At 61.2% G+C, this 20346-nt stretch carries 12 protein-coding genes and 1 pseudogene; 7 read left to right on the plus strand and 6 right to left on the minus strand.

Features of this window, described 5'->3' with window-relative positions:
- The 3 genes from ACODTD_RS28615 to ACODTD_RS28625 form a co-directional block, all read left to right on the plus strand.
- Positions 1-6002: thioesterase domain-containing protein (locus tag ACODTD_RS28615; RefSeq protein ID WP_489105434.1), on the plus strand; the 6002-nt coding region annotated here is incomplete at its 5' end.
- Positions 6003-6068: 66 nt separating this feature from the next.
- Positions 6069-7217: a macrolide transporter subunit MacA gene (gene macA, locus ACODTD_RS28620; protein WP_011333642.1), complete on the plus strand. Its 1149-nt coding sequence runs from the start codon at positions 6069-6071 to the stop codon at positions 7215-7217.
- A 2-nt stretch (positions 7218-7219) separates the two neighbouring features.
- A complete protein-coding gene (locus ACODTD_RS28625; RefSeq protein ID WP_285358807.1) occupies positions 7220-9175 on the plus strand; it encodes a MacB family efflux pump subunit in 1956 nt (651 codons plus the stop codon).
- Between the two features lie 65 nt (positions 9176-9240).
- Here the strand turns inward: ACODTD_RS28625 and ACODTD_RS28630 are convergent, their stop codons facing one another.
- From ACODTD_RS28630 to glcD, 4 genes are all read right to left on the minus strand, one after another.
- Positions 9241-10011 (minus strand): helix-turn-helix transcriptional regulator, encoded by a 771-nt coding sequence (locus ACODTD_RS28630; RefSeq protein ID WP_489105435.1) that lies wholly within the window; start codon positions 10009-10011, stop codon positions 9241-9243.
- A gap of 956 nt (positions 10012-10967) precedes the next feature.
- Positions 10968-12200, minus strand: a complete 1233-nt coding sequence (glcF, locus tag ACODTD_RS28635; protein ID WP_489105436.1) for a glycolate oxidase subunit GlcF — start codon at positions 12198-12200, stop codon at positions 10968-10970.
- 3 nt (positions 12201-12203) lie between these two features.
- Positions 12204-13268 (minus strand): glycolate oxidase subunit GlcE, encoded by a 1065-nt coding sequence (gene glcE, locus ACODTD_RS28640; RefSeq protein ID WP_489105437.1) that lies wholly within the window; start codon positions 13266-13268, stop codon positions 12204-12206.
- Positions 13268-14767: a glycolate oxidase subunit GlcD gene (gene glcD / locus ACODTD_RS28645; RefSeq protein ID WP_221616188.1), complete on the minus strand. Its 1500-nt coding sequence runs from the start codon at positions 14765-14767 to the stop codon at positions 13268-13270. Before glcD ends, glcE begins: the two co-directional genes overlap by 1 nt.
- Before the next feature lie 155 nt (positions 14768-14922).
- On the opposite strand from glcD, the gene ACODTD_RS28650 reads away from it, so the two are divergent.
- The 3 genes and pseudogenes from ACODTD_RS28650 (at position 14923) to ACODTD_RS28660 (ending at position 17226) form a co-directional block, all read left to right on the plus strand.
- Entirely contained in the window at positions 14923-15564 is a 642-nt protein-coding gene (locus ACODTD_RS28650; RefSeq protein WP_108561297.1) for a LysE family translocator, read from the plus strand.
- A gap of 48 nt (positions 15565-15612) precedes the next feature.
- Complete coding sequence (locus ACODTD_RS28655; protein WP_221616187.1) at positions 15613-16740, plus strand: saccharopine dehydrogenase NADP-binding domain-containing protein; 1128 nt, start codon at positions 15613-15615, stop codon at positions 16738-16740.
- Positions 16741-16742: 2 nt separating this feature from the next.
- Positions 16743-17226, plus strand: a pseudogene (locus tag ACODTD_RS28660) (DUF2269 family protein).
- Positions 17227-17280: 54 nt separating this feature from the next.
- On the opposite strand, the gene yghU reads toward ACODTD_RS28660, so the two are convergent.
- Together yghU and ACODTD_RS28670 are read right to left on the minus strand one after the other, a co-directional pair.
- Positions 17281-18120: a glutathione-dependent disulfide-bond oxidoreductase gene (yghU, locus tag ACODTD_RS28665; RefSeq protein ID WP_011333651.1), complete on the minus strand. Its 840-nt coding sequence runs from the start codon at positions 18118-18120 to the stop codon at positions 17281-17283.
- Between the two features lie 170 nt (positions 18121-18290).
- Positions 18291-19127, minus strand: a complete 837-nt coding sequence (locus tag ACODTD_RS28670) for a helix-turn-helix transcriptional regulator (RefSeq protein WP_011333652.1) — start codon at positions 19125-19127, stop codon at positions 18291-18293.
- Between the two features lie 106 nt (positions 19128-19233).
- On the opposite strand from ACODTD_RS28670, the gene ACODTD_RS28675 reads away from it, so the two are divergent.
- A complete protein-coding gene (locus ACODTD_RS28675) occupies positions 19234-20190 on the plus strand; it encodes a threonine dehydratase (protein WP_011333653.1) in 957 nt (318 codons plus the stop codon).
- The last annotated feature ends 156 nt before the right edge of the window (positions 20191-20346 follow it).

Genomic DNA, 20346 nt, shown 5'->3' on the forward strand with positions numbered 1-20346 from the left:
AACGCATCACCACACTGCACTTTGTGCCGTCGATGCTCGACGTGTTCCTCGCCCATGGCGACACCGCGCGCTGCAACGGTCTGCGTCAGGTGATGTGCAGCGGTGAAGCGTTGCCGGGCAGTCTGGTGCGGCGCTTCAAACAGCAATTGCCGGGTAGCGGATTGCATAACCTCTACGGCCCGACCGAAGCAGCAGTGGACGTTACGGCCTGGGATTGCGCCGGACCAATCGAAACCACGCCGGACAACACGCCCATCGGCAAACCGATCGCCAACACCCGCCTGTACATCCTTGATGCCCAGCAACAACCGGTCCCGCAAGGCGTGGTCGGCGAGTTGTACATCGGTGGCGTTCAAGTGGCGCGCGGTTACCTGAATCGCCCAGAGCTGAGCGCCGAGCGTTTCCTCAACGATCCATTCAAGCCGAACGGCAGGATGTACCGCACCGGCGACGTCGCCCGTTATCTGGCCGATGGCAACATCGAATACCTGGGCCGTAACGACGATCAGGTGAAAATCCGAGGCCTGCGCATCGAACTCGGGGAAATCCAGTCACGCCTGACCGATATCAGCGGCGTGCAGGAAGCCGTGGTGCTGGCCCGCGAAGATGTGCCGGGGGACAAGCGTCTGGTCGCCTATTACACCGGCGCCCGGCTGGAAATCGACGTGTTGCGCGGTCACCTGCTGGAGCACCTGCCGGACTACATGGTGCCGGCGGTATTTGTGCATCTGGATGCTCTGCCGCTCAGTCCGAACGGCAAGCTCGACCGCAAAGCCCTGCCGGCACCGGATCAAGCCTCGCTCATCACCCGCGAATACGAAGCCCCGGTCGGCGAGGTGGAAATCCTCCTCGCCGGACTCTGGGCCGAACTGCTCAACGTGGAGCGAGTAGGGCGCCACGACAACTTCTTCGAGTTGGGCGGGCACTCGCTGATGGCTGTCAATCTGGTGGCGCGGATGCGCCATGTCGGTCTGGCCGCCGATGTGCGCGTGCTGTTCAGTCAACCGACGCTTGCTGCACTGGCTGCCGCGGTCGGCGATGAGACAGAGACCGAAGTCCCGGCCAACCGTATCGCGCCGGACTGCAAACACATCACTCCGGACATGCTGCCCCTGGTTGCGCTGGATCAGCCCGCCATCGACCGCATCGTCGCCAGCATTCCCGGCGGTGCGGCCAATGTGCAGGACATTTATCCGTTGGCACCGTTGCAGGCCGGCATTCTGTTCCATCACTTGTCGGCGCCACAGGGCGATCCGTATGTGTTGCAGGCGCAGTTCGCCTTTGCCGATGAGTCACGTCTGCGGGTGTTCGCCGAGGCCTTGCAGGCCGTGATCGAGCGCCATGACATTTTGCGTACGTCGCTGTTCTGGGACGGTCTGCAAGAGCCGGTGCAAGTGGTCTGGCGTCAGGCATCGCTGGTGTGTGAAACGGTCGAACTGGACGCCGCTGAAGTGGATGCGCTGAGCCAGTTGCGCAACCGCTTCGATGCCCGGCAATACCGCATGGCCGTCACGCAGGCGCCACTGATGCGCGTGGTGCACGGCTGGGATGCGGTCAATCGGCGCGTGGTGGCGCTGTTGCTGTTCCATCACCTGGTCATGGATCACATTGCGCTGGAAGTGTTGCGCCACGAGATGCAGGCGGTCCTGCTCGGCCAGGTGCGACAACTGGCCGAACCGGTGCCTTATCGCACCTATGTCGCTCGTACTCGCTCGGGGCTGAGCGAAGAGGAACATGAGACGTTCTTCCGTGACATGCTTGGCGACATTGACGAACCGACCCTGCCGTATGGCCAGGGCTCTGTTGCGGAGAGCGGCAACGGGCATGCGCAACGGTTGCTGGACACCGCGTTGAGCCAGCGGGTCAGGGCCAGGGCCAGGCGTCTGGGCGTCAGTGCCGCGAGCTTGATGCACCTGGCCTGGGCCAACGTGCTGGGGCAACTGTCGGGGCGTGAAAACGTGGTGTTCGGCACGGTGTTGCTCGGCCGGTTGCATGGCGGTGAAGGGGCCGAACGGGCGCTGGGGGTGTTCATCAATACCTTGCCGCTGCGCATCGATCTGGGCGGGCAATCGGTGAGGGAGGCCGTGCTGGCGACCCATCAGCGCTTGAACCGCTTGCTGCATCACGAACACGCGCCGCTGGCATTGGTGCAGCGTTGCAGCGCCATGGCGCCGGGGGCGTCACTGTTCAATGCGTTGTTCAATTACCGCCACAGTGGTGCCGGAGGCACGCCGTCCGCTGAGGTCGTGGCGGCATGGCAGGGCATGCAGTTGCTCGATGCCGAAGAGCGCAGCAACTACCGCCTGAGCCTGAGCGTCGATGACCTGGGCGAAGACTTCAGCCTGACCGCGTTAACCACGTCCGGGATCGATGCCGGGCGGATCTGCGACTACATGGATCTTGCGGTCGGCAGCTTGTTACAGGCATTGGAGCGGACGCCGCAACTGGGCATCGATCAGTTGTCGATCCTGCCGCGGGATGAGCGGCGGCAATTGCTCGTCGATTTCAACGCCACTCAACGGGATTACCCGGCGACGTTGACGGTTCATCGTCTGTTCGAACAGCAGGTGACGAAGCATCCGCAAGCGGTGTCAGCGGTGCATGGTGCGCAATCGCTGAGTTACTTTGAGTTGAATGAGCGGGCCAATCGTCTGGCCCATCACTTGATCGGCCAAGGTGTTCAACCGGGCGATCATGTGGCGATTCTTCTGCCGCGTTCGCTGGATCTGCTGATCGCGCAACTGGCCATCGGAAAATGTGCGGCGGCTTACGTGCCGCTGGACATCAACGCCCCGGCCGAGCGTCAGGCGTTCATGGTCGAGGACTGTGGGGCGAAAGCGCTGCTGACCTTCAGCACTGAGACGGTTGATTACGCCGTGCGCCGGATCGACCTCGATGCGCTGAAACTCGATGCGCAACCGCCGCACAATCCGGACCTGCCGCAGTCTTCGGAATCCGTGGCCTACATCATGTACACCTCCGGTTCCACCGGCACGCCGAAAGGGGTGATGGTGCCGCACCGGGCCATCGGGCGACTGGTGATCAACAACGGCTACGCCGATTTCAATCCGCAGGATCGTGTGGCGTTCGCCTCCAACCCGGCATTTGACGCCAGCACCATGGACGTATGGGGGCCGCTGCTCAACGGTGGGCGAGTAGTGGTGATCGATCACGCGACCTTGCTTGATCCGCAAGCCTTCGGACGTGAACTGGCGAACACCGGCGCCACGATCCTGTTCGTCACCACCGCGCTGTTCAACCAGTACGTTCAACTGATCCCCGAGGCACTGAAAGGCCTGCGCATTGTGCTCTGCGGCGGTGAACGCGCCGACCCGGCGGCCTTCCGCCGTTTGCTCGCCGAGGCATCGGACCTGCGCATCATCCACTGCTATGGCCCAACCGAAACCACCACCTACGCCACGACGTTTGAAGTGCGCGAAGTGTCGGAAACCGCCGAAAGCGTGCCGATTGGCGGGCCGATCTCCAACACCCAGGTCTATGTGCTCGACGCCCGTCAGCAACCGGTGCCGATGGGCGTGATCGGCGAGTTGTACATCGGCGGCCAGGGCGTAGCGCTGGGCTATCTGAATCGCCCGGACCTGACCGCCGAAAAATTCCTGCAAGACCCGTTCGGCGATCAACCGGGAGCGCTCCTGTACCGCACCGGCGACCTCGCACGCTGGCTGGCACCGGGTCAGCTGGAGTGCATCGGTCGTAACGACGATCAGGTGAAGATTCGCGGCTTCCGCATCGAACTGGGGGAAATCGAAAATCGCCTGCTGAACTGCGACGGTGTGAAGGAAGCCATCGTGCTGGCGCGGCAGGACGGCCAGGAACCATTGCGCCTCGTAGCCTATTTCACTGCCGAAGAGGGCGTCGACAGCGCCAGTTTGCGGGGGCAACTGCAAGCACGCCTGCCGGAATACATGGTGCCCTCGGCCTGGGTGCAACTCGACGTGTTGCCGCTGAACAACAACGGCAAGGTCGACCGCAAAGTCTTGCCGGTACCGGCGCAGGACGCACTGCTCAGCCGCGTCTATGAGGCTCCGGCCAATCCGCTGGAGGAAACCCTGGCGCAGCTGTGGGCCGAGGTGTTGCAGGTCGAACAGGTTGGTCGTCACGACAATTTCTTCGAACTGGGCGGGCACTCGCTGCTGGCGATTCGTCTGGTCAACCTGATGCAGCAGAGCGGGCTGGAAGTGACGCTGGCCGAGCTGTTCCAGCATGCCAGCATCGAGTCGCTCGGCACGGTGCTCAGCCAGCGCACAGGCGCAGAGCAACAGAACGATGGGCTGGTCGTGGTGCGTGCCGGTGGCACCGGCGCACCGTTGTTCCTGGTCCATGAGTTCAGCGGACTGGACGCCTACTTCCCGGCGCTGGGTTTGCACATCGACGGTGATTTCCCGGTCTACGGTCTACCGGGTATTCCGTTCGGCAAGGCACCGCTGCGCACCATGGAATGCCTCGCCGCACGCATGGTGGACATCATCCGGTCGGTGCAGCCGCAAGGGCCTTATCGCCTGGCCGGCTGGTCGTTCGGCGGGGTATTGGCCTATGAAGTGGCGATGCAGTTGCTCGGCATGGATGAGACGGTGGCGTTCGTGGGTCTGATCGACAGTTTCGTGCCGCGCCTGACCGATCAGGGCAAGGCGCGCTGGAGCGACGAGCACGCGCACAAGCGCCAGTTGCTGCAGCATTGCACGATGTACTGGGCCACCTGCGGCGAGGCGGGGCAAACCGCGCTGGCGCATCTGGCGCTGTTGCAGACCGAGCTGGAACAGATCGACTTCCAGCCGCTGTTGAGCCGTTGCCGGGAAGAGCAACTGCTGCATCCGGATATGGCGGCCGCCGCGCCGCAAGACCTCTGGCACTACCTTGATCGTGAGGTCGCCCACGGTCATGCGCTGGCGCATTACCGGATCAATCCATTGGGCTTGCCGCTGCACCTGTTCCGGGCGCAGGAGCATCCGACGGAGCTGTCTCGTCGTCACCCGACCCTGGGTTGGTCGGATGAAGTTCCGGCCACGCTCCTGCATTGCATCGACGTGCCGGGCGATCACCAGAGCATGATGCAGGCGCCGCATGTGCACGTGCTCGGTCAGGCACTCAGTCAGGCATTGCAGGCTTCGACTGCCATCGAATCCCGAGCCTATCAGCCGTTGCTGACAATCCAGACCGGTCACGCCGGGCATGCGCCGATTTTCTGTGTGCCGGGGGCTGGCGACAGTGTTACCGGGTTCATCCATCTGACCGAAGCGCTGGGGCCGGAGTGGCCGATTTACGGGCTGCAACCCCGAGGCCTCGACGGCGCGACGGTGCCGCACAGCCGGGTCGAAAGCGCCGCCACGTTCTACCTGCGGGCACTTGAGCAGTTGTATCCGCAAGGACCGGTGCATCTGATCGGGCATTCGTTCGGTGGCTGGGTGGCTTACGCCATGGCGGCGCAGTTGCAGGCGGCGGGGCGCGAGGTGGCGTCCCTGACCCTGATCGACAGTGAATCGCCAGGCGGCAACAGCGTGGTGGGCAAGCCGTACACCACGACGGCGGCGTCGTTACGCCTGATCGAGTCGCTGCAACTGTCCAGCGGCAAGTCTCTGGGCATCGATGCGCTGTCCTTCGCCGAAGCCGACGACAGCACGCAAATGCGCCTGCTGCACGAGGGGATGGTGCGCGCGGGTGTGCTGTCCGAACGTGCATCAGCCGATGCGATGCACGGCCCGGTGCGCACCTTCGCCACCGCGCTGCGCACGGTTTATCGACCGGCTCTGGCCTACACCGGGCCGGTGCGTCTGGCGCTGGTGGATGACCCGACGCTGGACGCATCGGGCAATCAGCGCGAGCAGGCGGCGATGCTCGAAGGCTGGCAGCGCGAGGCCAGGGATCTGGCGGTGTGGTACGGCCCCGGCAACCACTTCACGATTCTCAAGGCGCCCAACGTCTTCAGTCTTGCGGCGTGGTGGCATGACGGGTTGACGGTGGCGGCGGGTCAAGTGTTGTCCTGATTGAAGTTTTTATCCTGGAACCCGGCCGCTGGCCGGGCTCAACCCTGAACGGAATTGTGGTCATTTATGGAACAGTCGAAGTTGCGCAAAGTCGGTCTGGGAGTCGCGTTGACGCTGGTGGCCGGGTTGGTGTTCTACACGGTGCAGGCGCCGGCCGAAGCACCGCAATACCTGACCGCCACGGTCGAACGTGGCGACATTGAAAACGCGGTGCTCGCCACCGGTTTGCTGGAGGGCATCAAGCAGGTGGACGTCGGTGCCCAGGTCTCGGGGCAGTTGAAGTCGCTCAAGGTCAAGGTTGGCGACAAGGTCAAGAAGGGTCAGTGGCTGGCGGAAATCGACCCGCTGGTGCTGCAGAACACGCTGCGCCAGGCTCAGGTCGATGAGGAAAACCTGCAAGCCCAGCGACGGGCGACTCAGGCTCAGTTACGCCAGACCAAGGCGATTTACGAGCGCTATCAGAATCTGCAGGAGGACGCCTCGATCTCGCGGCAGGATTTCGAAACCGCGCAATCGAACTATGAAGTGCAGCAGGCCAACCTGATGTCGCTGGATGCACAGATCAAGAGTGCGCACATCCAGATCGACACGGCCAAGGTCAATCTGGCCTACACGCGGATCGTCGCGCCCATCGATGGCGACGTGGTGGGCATCGTCACCCAGGAAGGCCAGACCGTGATTGCCAGCCAACTGGCGCCGGTTCTGCTGAAACTGGCGGATCTGGACACCATGACCGTCAAGGCTCAGGTGTCGGAGGCCGACGTCATTCATATCGCACCGGGGCAAGAGGTGTATTTCACCATTCTGGGCGAGGACAAGCGTTATTACGGCAAGCTGCGCGGCACCGACCCTGCGCCGCAGAACTTCCTTGAAGCGCCGCCAGCCGGGACACCGAAGCAGAACACGGCGGTGTTCTACAACGCGCTGTTCGACGTGCCCAATCCTGATCACCGCTTGCGCATCTCCATGACGGCCCAGGTGCGGGTGGTGCTCGACACCGCCAAATCGGTGCTGACGATTCCGGTAGCGGCGCTGGGCCCGCGCAACAACGATGGCAGTTTCCCGGTGCGAGTGCTGGATGCCAAAGGCCAGGCGCAGTCGCGCAATGTCCAGACCGGGATCAACAACAACGTCAAGGTGCAGGTCAACGACGGCCTGGCCGAAGGCGACCGGGTGGTGATCGGTGATCCGGTGACGAAAGTGGCAGGGGCATGAGCATGAGCGAACCTCTGCTGCAACTGACCGGCATCAGCCGCAGTTTCACTGCCGGCGACCGTGAATTTCTGGCGCTGAAGAATATCGACCTGACGATCCATGCCGGGGAAATGGTCGCGATCATCGGCGCCTCGGGCTCCGGCAAATCGACCCTGATGAACATCCTCGGCTGCCTCGATTACGCCACCGCCGGCAGCTACAGGATCAACGGTCGGGAAACCCGTGATCTGGACAATCAGGCGCTGGCGGAACTGCGTCGCGACTATTTCGGCTTTATCTTTCAGCGCTACCACTTGCTGCCGCACTTGAGCGCGGTGCACAACGTCGAGATGCCGGCGATCTACGCCGGCACGCCGGAACCGCAGCGTCATGCCCGGGCCCGTGAATTGTTGGCGCGCCTTGGGCTGGAAGGGCACCTGACGCACCGCCCGAGCCAGCTATCGGGCGGTCAGCAGCAGCGGGTCAGTATCGCCCGTGCGCTGATGAACGGCGGGGAAGTGATCCTCGCGGATGAGCCCACCGGCGCCCTCGATACCACCAGCGGCAAGGAGGTGATGCGCATCCTGCTGGAGCTGCACGCGGCCGGGCACACGGTGATTCTGGTGACTCACGACCCCAAGGTCGCGGCCAACGCCGAGCGCATCATCGAAGTCAGCGACGGCGAAATCCTCAGCGACCGCCGCAACGAGCGCGACACCGCGGCATTTAGCAATGAGGACGCGGTGCCCAAATCCACGGCAGCGCGGCGTCTGGTGGCCAGCCTCGGGTTGTTCAAGGAAGCCTTCAACATGGCCTGGGTCGCGCTGATTTCCCATCGAATGCGTACCTTGCTGACCATGCTCGGGATCGTCATCGGCATCACTTCGGTGGTGTCGATCTCGGCCATCGGCGAAGGGGCCAAGCGCTATGTGCTGAAGGACATCCAGGCCATCGGCAGCAACACCATCGATATCTACTCCGGCACCAGTTTCGGCGACAGCCGCTCTGCGGCCATCGAAACCCTGGTGCCGGCGGATGTGACGGCGCTCAACCAGCTGTACTACGTCGACAGCGCCACGCCGGTGGTCGGGCGCAATCTGTTGCTGCGCTATCGCAACATCGACCTCGATGCCCAGGTCAACGGGGTCAGCGATCTTTACTTTCAGGTGCGCGGAATCAAGATGGAGTCGGGCATTGCATTCAGCGAAAGTGATGCCCGACGCCAGGCGCAGGTGGTGGTGATCGATCACAACACCCGCCATCGGTTGTTCGGCGAGGGCGTCGATCCGTTGGGGCAGGTGATCCTGATCGGCAATCTGCCGTGCACCGTGATCGGTGTGGCGGCGGAGAACAAGAACATCTTCTCCTCAAGCAAGTCTTTGAATGTCTGGGTGCCTTATGAAACCGCGGCCGGGCGGCTGTTGGGCCAGCGTTATCTGGACAGCATCAGTGTGCGGATCAAAGACGGCCAGCCGAGCAAAGTGGTGGAAGACAACGTCAACAAACTGATGCTGCAGCGTCACGGCACCAAGGATTTCTTTACCAACAACCTCGACAGCGTGATGCAGACCGTGCAGAAAACCAGCCGCTCGCTGGCACTGTTGTTATCGCTGATTGCGGTGATTTCGCTGGTGGTCGGGGGCATCGGGGTGATGAACATCATGCTGGTGTCGGTCACCGAGCGTACTCGTGAAATCGGTATTCGCATGGCGGTGGGGGCGCGACAGTCGGACATCCGTCAGCAGTTTCTGGTGGAGGCGGTGATGGTCTGTCTGCTCGGTGGGGCCATCGGTATTTCGCTGAGTTACGCCATCGGCCATTTGTTCTCGTTGTTCATCAAGGAGTGGGAAATGGTGTTCTCGCTGACCTCGGTGCTCACGGCGGTGATCTGCTCGACGCTGATCGGCATCGTGTTCGGCTTTGTGCCGGCACGCAATGCGTCGCGGCTCGACCCGATCGAGGCGTTGGCGCGGGACTGACCGGCGGGCATGAAAAAACCGCCGTTCCTGGCAGGATGGCGGTTTCCTTACAGGCGTGCGAACGATCAGGCCGCGTTGGACGGGTCGCAGGCGGCCGGGCAGTCTTCAGGTGAATACATCCAGCGCATCAGCGAATGGCGACCGCTGATCCCCAGTTTGATGGCGGCACGCTTGAGGTAGCTCTCGACGGTGTTGACCTTCAGTTGCAGTCGCTCGGCCAGTTCAGGCGCGGTGCGGCCGGCAAGCAGGCCGACGCACACTTCCATCTCACGGTTCGACAGGCTCAGGCCCAGTTGCTGCACGCGCTCGCAAAAGCGCAATCGCAGGGTTTCCAAGCCTTGCAGCGAGGCTTCGGTCGCCGCGGCTTGCGCCTCGGGATCCGCATTCGCCGGTTGCAGCGCGTGGATGTGCTTTTCCACCATCGGCAGCAACACCGGGGAGATGTCCTGCAACAGGCTGCGCTCCCGGGCGGAAAATCGCTTCGACGGCCCGCAGCGGTACACGGAAATCACATAACTGTAACCGTCCTTGCGCCGGGTCAGGTGCAGCTGCGACGCATCGGTGACCGTGGAGGGTTCGGGGGCGGGCACGTCACTGTTGCCGGGATCGGTGCTCAGTTCGGAATACACCGTCTCGGCCGTCAGCGTCGCCTCTTTGGGGCATTCAGGCTCGCTGCGCGGTTGCGCACGTCCGACCGGCTCCACGCGCATCTGCCGGATATGTGTGGCATCCACGGCCAGTTGGGTGAGAATCAGGTCATGCAGCATCCGCGGAAAATGCCGGCTGCCGGTGCTGGCGATGACCTTGCCGATTTGAGGGAACAGATGTGAGTTCATGTGTTTCATCCATGAGTAGCAATGGGGGAATTGCGCTTTCCCGATTCTCCGGCTGATGTCCTTGGCCGGCGACAACAAAACGGGAAATTGGATCCTATCCTAGTACAACGTTTGAGCGACGGTTTAATGAAGGGGCTATTAGCTCATAACCAGCCTGAGTGGCGTGGCGCGAAGGGTGCTGCCTGTATCGCGGTAATTAGTTCGTAGGTCTTCGAAGTGATCAATGAAATGTCCTACAGAGACTTTAAGAGGAATCCTACTTATGACAGCTATTTATAGGCGTAAAAAAGCCCGTTTCAGCCGAAACTGAAACGGGCTTCTTCCCGTATCAACGACCGGTTACTTCAGGTCGTTGAAATGGTCTCGCAGGAATTCGTAAAAGCGGAACGCTTGAAACGATCTCCATACGAGGCTCAGCGTACGCAGCAACAGCTTCATACGTTTTGGCCTCCAGGTCGGGGGCCAAACCTCCAGCGCACTTACCGGATCATGTTTGCCTTCGGACAAGCACGTCAGTGTTATCCATGAGGCGGCCGGTTGTGATCCCTCCGAGCCATCATTCCGGCACGGGTGCAAAACCGTGTCGAAGGGCATGAAACCGTTATGGTTCCAGCCAAGCCTCACAGATACACTGTCGAGTGAGCTCGGGCATATTAACCGGTCTCATGGCGTGATTTTGAGGTTCCTGGAAAAAGACTCTGTGTGTTTTGTAATTCGTTATTTCTGCCAGCATGATCTGGTGTGTTAAAGGGCCTGCAGGTCTGCCTTTGTATGAGCAGATCATCGTTAAATACACGCAAAATAACGTTGCAACGAAAACCAAAGATTAATAGTATTCCCGCACGTCAGTGTTGTCCGTGAGCCATCAAGCCCCAGCCGCAAACTGAGGCTTGTCGAAAAAACCGCCCCGCAAAGGCGGTTTTTTTTCGCCCATCGTTTGGCCCTCGACAGCGATCCTACGCCTCGGTAACCGAAGGCAACGCGGCATCCACCAACTCGATCCAGTGCCGGACCGGCGTGCGCCCCGCACCGTCGAGGTGTGTCTGACAGCCGATATTGGCGGTGACGATGACGTCCGGATGGCCGCTTTCCAGGGCATTGAGTTTTTGTTCGCGCAACTGCCGGGCCAGTGTTGGCTGGGTCAGCGAGTAGGTGCCCGCCGAGCCACAGCACAGATGTGCGTCCGGCACAGACGTGAGGCTAAAGCCCAGTCGAGTCAGCACCGACTCCACCGCGCCGCCAAGTTTCTGCGCGTGCTGCAGGGTGCAGGGGCAGTGAAAGGCCAGGCGCTGAACAGCGTGGATGCCGAGGGATTCAAGCGGTTCGTCTCTTAGCACTTCCACCAGATCCCGGGCGAGCGTGGTGACACGTCTTGCCTTCTCGGCGTAGACCGGATCGGCGCGAAGCAAATGCCCGTAATCCTTGATGAACGCACCGCAACCGCTGGCGGTCTGCACGATCGCTTCGGCACCCTGTTCGATGGCCGGCCACCACGCATCAATATTGTGACGGGCGCGGTCAAGGCCGGAGGCCTGGGCGTCGAGGTGATAATCCACCGCGCCACAACAACCAGCCTCGCGGGCCGGGATCACGCTGATGCCCAGACGATCCAGCACCCTTGCCGCTGCTGCATTGGTGTTGGGTGACAAACCCGGCTGCACGCACCCCTCCAGCATCAGCACGTGCCGTGCATGGCGGATGACGGGACGTGATGCGGGCATCACCGCGTCGCGTGGCAGTTTGTCTTGCAGGGCATCGGGCAGTAGCGCCCGGAACATCTGACCGCCAATGACCAACCCTTTGAACAATCGTGGATTGGGCACGATGTTTCGCAACCCTTCACGCAATAGTCGTTGCCCGAGCGGGCGCGGGACGGCGGCGTCGACTACTGCCCGACCGATGTCGAGCAGGTTGTGATAATCCACGCCGGAAGGGCAGGTGGTTTCACAGTTACGGCACGACAGGCAGCGATCCAGGTGTTGCTGGGTTTTCGCCGTGACTTTGTTGCCTTCAAGCACCTGTTTGATCAAATAGATGCGTCCCCGCGGGCCGTCCAGTTCATCGCCGAGCAATTGATAAGTCGGGCAGGTCGCGTTGCAGAATCCGCAATGAACGCACGTGCGCAGGATGCTTTCGGCCTCTTCGGCGCGGGGCAGTTGTCGGGCTTGCGGGCTGAGGGTGGTCTGCATGGCTCAAAGCTCCGCGTACAGTCGCCCGGGGTTGAAAATGCCCCGGGGGTCGAGTTGTCGTTTGAGTTGGCGGTGATAGTGCAGCAGGGCGGGCGCCAGAGGATGGAATGGTTCATCGATCAGACCGTGGCTGTAGCAGGTCGCATGCCCGCCAGCTTCGCCGACCACTTTGCGAATGACCGTCGCTTCGGCTGTCGATTTGAGCCAGCGTTGCGCGCCGCCCCAGTCAAGCCACTGCTCGCCGGGCAGGTTCAGCGGCGGTGTGTTGAGCGGCACGGACAGGCGCCAGAGCGGTTGGTCTTCATCGAAGAAGCCCAGGCGTTGTTCGTTGAGGTCGGCCCAGAACGAACTGTCGATCAACTCGCCGCCAAGGCGATCATGGGCGGCCGCCACTGAACCTTCGCCACCCTCCAGACGCAAGCGCAATTGCTGGCCATCGTGACACGCGGCGCTGATCGGCAACGGTTGCTGGCCCCATTCGGCCAGGCGCTGCAGGGCTTGTTCGCTGGTCATTTCGAGGCTGAGGCTCAGGCACGCGCGCGGTTTGGGCAGCACCTTGAGCGAGACTTCGGTGATGACTCCCAGCGAGCCGTAACTGCCGGTCATCAGGCGCGACAAGTCGTAGCCGGCGACGTTCTTCATGACCTCGCCGCCGAAGCGCAGATGCTTGCCATGACCCGTGATGATCCGCGTGCCCAACACGAAATCGCGCACCGATCCTGACCACGGCCGACGCGGCCCGGACAGGCCCGTGGCGATCATGCCGCCGACCGTGGCGTCGTCGGCGAAGGCGGGTGGTTCGCACGCCAGCATCTGTTGCGAAGCGTCCAGCACGGCCAGCAGTTCTGTTAGCGGAGTACCGCAACGTGCGGTGATTACCAGTTCGGTCGGGTCGTAGCTGACGATGCCGCGATGGGCGCGGGTGTCGAGAATCTCGCCACCGACGATGCGTCCGAGAAACGCCTTGCTGTTGGCGCCCTGGATGCACAGTGGCGTAGCGTTTTCCAGTGCTCGGTTGACCTGTTCGAGCAGCGCGGCGCTGTCATCGAAATCCTTGGTATCGCCCATCAGAACCGCTCCAGTTCGGGGAAGGGCAATTGCCCATGGTGTACGTGCAGGGCACCGAATTCGGCGCAGCGATGCAGGGTCGGAATGTTTTTGCCGGGATTGAGCAGGCCTCCGGGGTCGAAGGCTGCTTTCACGGCGTGGAACAGGTTCAGCTCATCACGGTTGAACTGCGCGCACATCTGGTTGATTTTTTCCCGGCCCACGCCGTGTTCGCCGGTGATGCTGCCGCCGACCTTCACGCACAGTTCGAGGATCTTGCCACCCAGCGCTTCGGCACGTTCGAGTTCGCCGGGCTGATTGGCGTCGAACAGAATCAGTGGATGCATGTTGCCATCGCCGGCATGGAAGACGTTGGCAACCCGCAAGCCATATTCAGCTGAAAGCTGAGCAATCGCATGCAGTACGCCGGGTAGCTCGCGGCGCGGGATGGTGCCGTCCATGCAGTAATAGTCCGGCGACAATCGTCCTACGGCGGGGAAGGCATTCTTGCGTCCGGCCCAGAATCGCGCGCGCTCGGCCTCGTCCCGGGCCTGGCGCAGCTCGGTGGCGCCGGCGTGCTCGAGCACTTGCCGGACCCGCGTGCAATCATCGTGGACATCGGCTTCAACGCCATCGAGCTCGCAGAGCAGAATCGCCTCGGCGTCCACCGGATAACCGGCGTGGATGAAGTCTTCGGCCGCGCGAATCGCCAGGTTATCCATCATTTCCAGGCCGCCGGGGATGATGCCGGCCGCGATGATGTCGGCCACTGCGCGGCCGGCCTTTTCCACGGAGTCGAATGCCGCCAGCAGCACTTTGGCCGTCTGCGGTTTGGGCAAGAGCTTGACCGTGACTTCGGTAATCACCCCGAGCAGGCCTTCGGAACCGGTGAACAGTGCCAGCAGGTCGAAACCGGGGGAGTCCAGCGCCTCCAACCCCAGCGTTAGGCGTTCGCCATCGACACTGAGGATCTCGACCTTGAGCAGGTTGTGCACGGTCAGTCCGTATTTGAGGCAGTGCACGCCACCGGCGTTTTCCGCCACATTGCCGCCGATGGAGCAGGCGATTTGCGAGGAAGGATCAGGCGCGTAATACAACCCGAACGGCGCCGCGGCCTGGGAGATCGCCAGATTGCGCACACCGGGTTGAACCCGCGCGGTGCGGGCTTCGGGGTCGATCTGCAGGATATTGTTGAAGCGCGCCATCACCAGCAACACGCCTTTTTCCAACGGCAGGGCGCCGCCGGACAAACCGGTCCCGGCGCCTCGGGCCACCACCGGCACACGTCGTTCGTGGCAGATTCGCAACACGCCCTGAACTTCATCGATATGTCGTGGCAGTACCACCAGCAGCGGCGTGGTGCGATAGGCGGACAGCCCATCGCATTCATACGGCTTCAATTCTTCGCGCTGATGCAGCACTTCCAGGTCTGGCCATTGGTGCAGCAGGGCTTGCAGAAGTGCAGTCTTGTCGACGTCGGGCAAAACGCCGTCGACCTGTTCGTCGTAGAGAATGTTCATGATCGCTGGACGACCCTCCGTTGTCGTTATTCGAGGTCGGTGCCGGTTTCCATCATTGGGCTGCTGACACCGAGAAGTAAAGCGTAGCGGCCGTAGGTCCATTGGCTCCCGCGCTCCTGTAATATGCGGCCACCTCACCCCAACGAGCATGGAAAATGGATTCTCACTCGATTCTGGCCTTTACCCTGGTTGCCGCGATTGCGATTGCCAGCCCGGGGCCCGCGACCCTGATGGCGATCAACAACAGCCTGGCCCATGGTCAACGCAGTGCGATCTGGTCATCCCTCGGCAATGCCAGTGGCCTGTTCTGCCTCTCGGCTGCAGCGATGCTGGGACTTGGGGCCTTGCTGGCCAGCTCCGAAATGCTGTTCAACGCGGTGAAAATCATCGGTGCCGGTTATCTGTTCTACCTCGGGATCCGGCAGTTGTTCAAAAAGGGTTCGATGCTACCGGAGCACGTTGAAGATGAGTCGAAAAAGGTCCGGCCTACTCGCAGCAAACTGTACAAGTCAGCGTTCCTGACGGCCGTGACCAATCCCAAGGCGACAATGTTCTTCACCGCACTGTTTCCGCAGTTCATCGATCAGGGCGCGACATTGCTGCCGCAGTTTCTGATCCTCACCTCGATTTTCATGGCGTTGTCGGTGACGTCGCTGACGCTTTATGCAGCGCTCGCCTCGCGGGCCAAGGGCGTGCTGACCCGGCCTGCGCTGTCCCGCTGGGTCAGTCGGGTTGTCGGAACTACGTTTATCGGTTTCGGGGCTGCGATTCTGACGATGCGTCGGCAGGCCGCGTAAGTAAAAGCTGTCCGACTGAAATCAGTCATCCATTCAAGGAAGTATTGCGTGGCACTCAGGGTTTTAGTGGTCGGCGGTTATGGAAATTTCGGCAGCATTGTCAGTCGGCATTTGATTGAGATGCCTGACATCGAGTTGGTGATCTCAGGCCGCGACCCGCAGAAATTGGCGCACAAAGTCGACGAGCTGAAAGCCCGGTCGGGCGTTGTCTGCGAGAGTTGGTGCGGCAACGCGATGGGGGACGGGTTTGACGCAGCTCTGAAATCGATGAACATTCAACTGGTCATCCACACCGGCGGCCCGTTTCAAGGGCAATCCTATGCGGTTGCCGAGCGCTGCATCGGCGCGGGTGTGCATTATTGCGACTTGTCCGACTGCCGAACTTTCGTCAACGGCATCGGAATCCTCGATGCCCGCTCGAAACAGGCCGGCGTGGCGATCCTCAGCGGTTGCAGTTCAGTGCCGACACTTTCATCGGCCCTTATCGATGAACAGCGGCATCGCTTCTCCCGCATCGATTCGATCGAACATGGTATTTCCTCGTCGGCGAAAATGCCGGGCCTGTCGACGGTTGAAGGTGTTCTGGCCTACGCCGGCAAGCCGATCAGGCAACTCAGGAATGGTCAGGTTCATGAGGTGGCAGGCTGGCTGGACCTGACGTTGCGCAAGATGCCTCACCTGGGCGTTCGGGTGCTGGCGAACGTCGACGTGCCGGACATGGATATCTTCGCTAAACGCTATGGCGCAGGAACCTTGAGTTTCAAGGCGGGTGCGGGCCTGAAGCTGGGTGGTGTGGCCAACGGTCTGTTCGCGCTGGCGCGCAGGTTTGGTGCGTTTCGTGATCATCTTCCCTGGGCCGCGCGGCTTCATCGTTGGGGTACCTGGTTCGAGCGATTCGGTGATGGCAAAAGCGCAATGTATATCGACGTGACAGGACTCGGTATCGACGGAAAACCGCTGGCCATGACGGTGCAGCTCACCGCCCGGAATGACAAGGGACCGGAAATTCCCAGCTGCGCAGCCGTTGCCCTGGCCGCGAAAATCGCGCAGGGATACCAGCCCGAGGCTGGCGCACGTCCTTGTGTAGGAGAGATCAGCGTTGACGAGTACATGGCGGCCATCAACGATCCGCAGAATCTGAGCCTGTCGATGCATTTCTCTGACGGGCAGAACTGACCGTGCTCTATCTATGCCTCAAATACATTCACATCATCGCCGCGGTTTTTCTGTTCGGATTCGGCATGGGGTCGTACCTCTACCTGATGCCGTACAGCCAACCCTCTGGTGATCGCGCACGTGGCGAGAATGGTCGTACGGTTCGACGCCTGGATCACCACACCGGCGGGCTTTATTCAGGTCGCTACGGGATACGGGTTGACCAGGCTTGCCGGAATGCCTTTGACCACGGAGTGGGTACTGACGTCCTTGATCATTTTCCTGTGCGTCGGCTCGCTCTGGTTGCCGGTTTTAGTGCTTCAGAAGCGTTTGTACGTGATGGCTTCAAGCGCAGTCGAGACTGGGGCAGGGCTCGCTGATGACTACCGCTGCGTGTATCGAAAGTGGTTCTGGATGGGTGTTGCCGGTTTTCTGGGGATGTTCGTGATCGTGCTGCTGATGGTGACGAAGATGACGCCGGGGCAGTGGGCCGACCTGTTGGTGTAGCGAACGCAACGCCCGATACACCCGCACCGGACGTCGCGTCGTATCAGGTGAAGCTTAATCCAGATCGCTCGCCTGATGCCGCTCCGCAACCTGGCTCGCTTCATCGCCCCACGTCCGGTTGACGCGCTGGCCACGAATCACCGCAGGCCGTTCGGCAATCTCTTGCGCCCAGCGTTGCACGTGGGTGTATTCGTGAGCAGAAAGGAACTCGGCGGCGGAGTACACGTTGTTGCGCACCAATTGCCCGTACCAAGGCCAGACCGCGATGTCGGCGATGGTGTAGTCGTTGCCGGCGAGGAAAGGGCTTTCACTCAGACGTCGATCAAGCACGTCCAACTGCCGCTTGGTTTCCATGGTGAACCGGTTGATCGGGTATTCGAGCTTGTCCGGCGCATACGCATAGAAATGCCCGAAGCCACCGCCCAGATACGGCGCCGAGCCCATCTGCCAGAACAACCAGTTCAGGGTTTCGGTGCGTCCCGCCAGGTCGGTGGGCAGGAAAGCGCCAAATTTTTCCGCCAGATAGAGCAGGATCGAGCCGGATTCGAAGACGCGAATGGCCGGTTCTACGCTGCGATCCAGCAACGCCGGAATTTTCGAATTGGGGTTGATCTCGACAAAGCCGCTGGAGAACTGATCGCCCTCATTGATGCGGATCAGCCAGGCGTCGTACTCGGCGCCGGTGTGTCCGAGCGCCAGCAGCTCCTCGAGCAGGATGGTCACTTTCACGCCGTTGGGCGTGGCCAGTGAATACAACTGCAACGGATGTTTGCCGACTGGCAGCGTCTTGTCGTGCGTCGGCCCGGCAATCGGGCGATTGATGCTGGCGAACTGGCCGCCGGACGGAGCGATGTGTTTCCAGACCTTGGGTGGAGCGTAGGGCGCCTTACTCATGAAACGGACCTCATCGGTTGTATGCTGGATGACGTGAGCCGGACCGGGAGTGTGTCTGGCTCTTGTCGAACAGGACACCATACAAGGGCGTTTGAATGCCACTGGTTGTTCGCTGAAATGGTTTGGGTAAAAAACAAGCCCGGCAGGTGCCGGGTTTCTGGCCGCTTCTTCTATATAGAAGAATGTTGTTTGTCGGTAGCTGAGCTATGGCGCGAATCTGTGCGCAATTGCGCCGGACTCACGCCGAGGCGCTGTTTGAAGGCTGTGGTCATATGCGCCTGCGAGTTGAAACCGCAAGCGAGGGCTATCTGCGAGAGGCTGGCCGTTGTATCGCGCATTGACGCTCGGGCTTTGGCCAGGCGTCTGTCGATCAGGTAACTGTGAGGGCTTTTGCCGGTCGCCTGCTTGAAGGCGCGCATGAAATAACCTTCGGACAACTCCAGCAATTGCGCCATCGCCGGGACGGCGAGCGGGCTGCCGAGACCGGCGTCAATGAATTCATCCAGCAGGCGCATTCGGCTGCCGGTGATCGAGCCTTGATGCATTGCCGCCTCATGGCCCTCAACCCGTTCAGCCAGGTTGAGCGCCCAGCTTTCCCAGTCATCATCCAGAGAGGCTTGCAACAGCGCATTGCGCATTCGCGACGCGAGGTGAATGGCCTGCGGGTCGATGCGATTGTTGAACGCACTGTCTCCCGCCAGTGCCGTGCCGTCCGTGCGTATCACTCGCAGGTACTCGCCGCCCGTGGGTGACTCGGACAACACGTCACATCCAGCCGGAACAAACGCCAGGCCATTGGGCATCGCATCGAAGGGGCGTATCCGGTCAGTACCAATGGCGTGCACGCCGCGCTGGCTGTCGAAGGCAAAGCCGATCGCTGATTGGGTCGCCACGTACCGCACCGAGTAGGCTGCGCCCGGCAGCAGCTCGATCGCCCACGGGCCGGCTTCGACACGACGTATCGGTTCATCAACGGTTATGGGATGGCGACGGTTTCGAGGGCTCATGAACGCAATAGTAGTGAAGGGGGCGGGTAAAAGTCAGGTCGGTTTTTTGAAAGCCGACGTGATGCGTCCGTGCCTAGACTGGGCCAACGTCCAAGGAGCCACTTATATGCACGTATTCACTCGCGACGACATCGAAAACGCCGCCCGCCAGGTTTATCAGGTGATGTCGGCCACCGCCCAATACCGTTGGCCATTGCTCGCCGAGCGGTTGGGCTGCACCGTTTGGGTCAAGCATGAAAACCACACGCCGACCGGCGCCTTCAAAGTGCGTGGCGGTATTACCTTTATGCACTGGCTGCGTCGTGAGCATCCGACTGTCAAAGGCATCGTTTCTGCGACACGTGGCAATCACGGTCAGAGTCTGGCGCTGGCGGCGCGGGCCGTGGGACTGAAAGCGTTGATCGTGGTGCCGCAGGGCAACTCGCTGGAGAAGAACAACGCCATGCGTGGCTTTGGTGGTGAAGTGGTCGAATACGGGCGCGATTTTGACGAGGCTCGTGAAGAGGCGGCGCGCCTGGCACAGAAGCACGACCTTTTTCTGGTGCCACCGTTTCACGTTGAACTGGTCAAGGGCGTAGCGACCTATGCGCTGGAGCTGTTCGGTGCGGCGCCGGATCTGGATACGGTTTACGTGCCCATTGGTTGCGGATCGGGGATCTGTGGTGTGATCGCTGCCCGCGACGCCCTAGGACTGAATACCGAAGTGGTGGGGGTGGTGTCGACAGAGGCCGCGGCCGCCAAGCTGTCGTTTGAAGCGAACGCGATTTGCGAAACCGCTTCGGCGAATACGTTCGCGGATGGTTTGGCTGTTCGCAAGCCGATTGCGCAGGCGTTCGATATCTATAAAGAAGGGGCGGCGAGGATTCTCTCGGTCAGCGAAGTTGAGATTGCCGAAGCCATGCGCGTGTATTACACCGACACCCACAATCTTGCGGAGGGCGCGGGTGCCGCAGCGTTGGCGGCGTTGATGCAGGATCGGGGGAGGATGGAGGGGAAAAAGGTCGGGGTGGTTCTGTCCGGAGGGAATATTGACCGATCGGTGTATGCAAAGGTGATTGGTTGATTGCTGATGTGCTGGTTGGCGGGCTTGGCATTCACTGACAGCAATTCGTTCGCGTCTAACATAGAAGCGGCCTTTTTCATTTCTTGATAGAAAAAGCAAATTAAGGGTTGACGGCAGATTCTGAGTCTCTATAATTCGCCCCACTTCCGGCGCAGT

Source organism: Pseudomonas sp. FG35 (genome assembly GCF_057809295.1).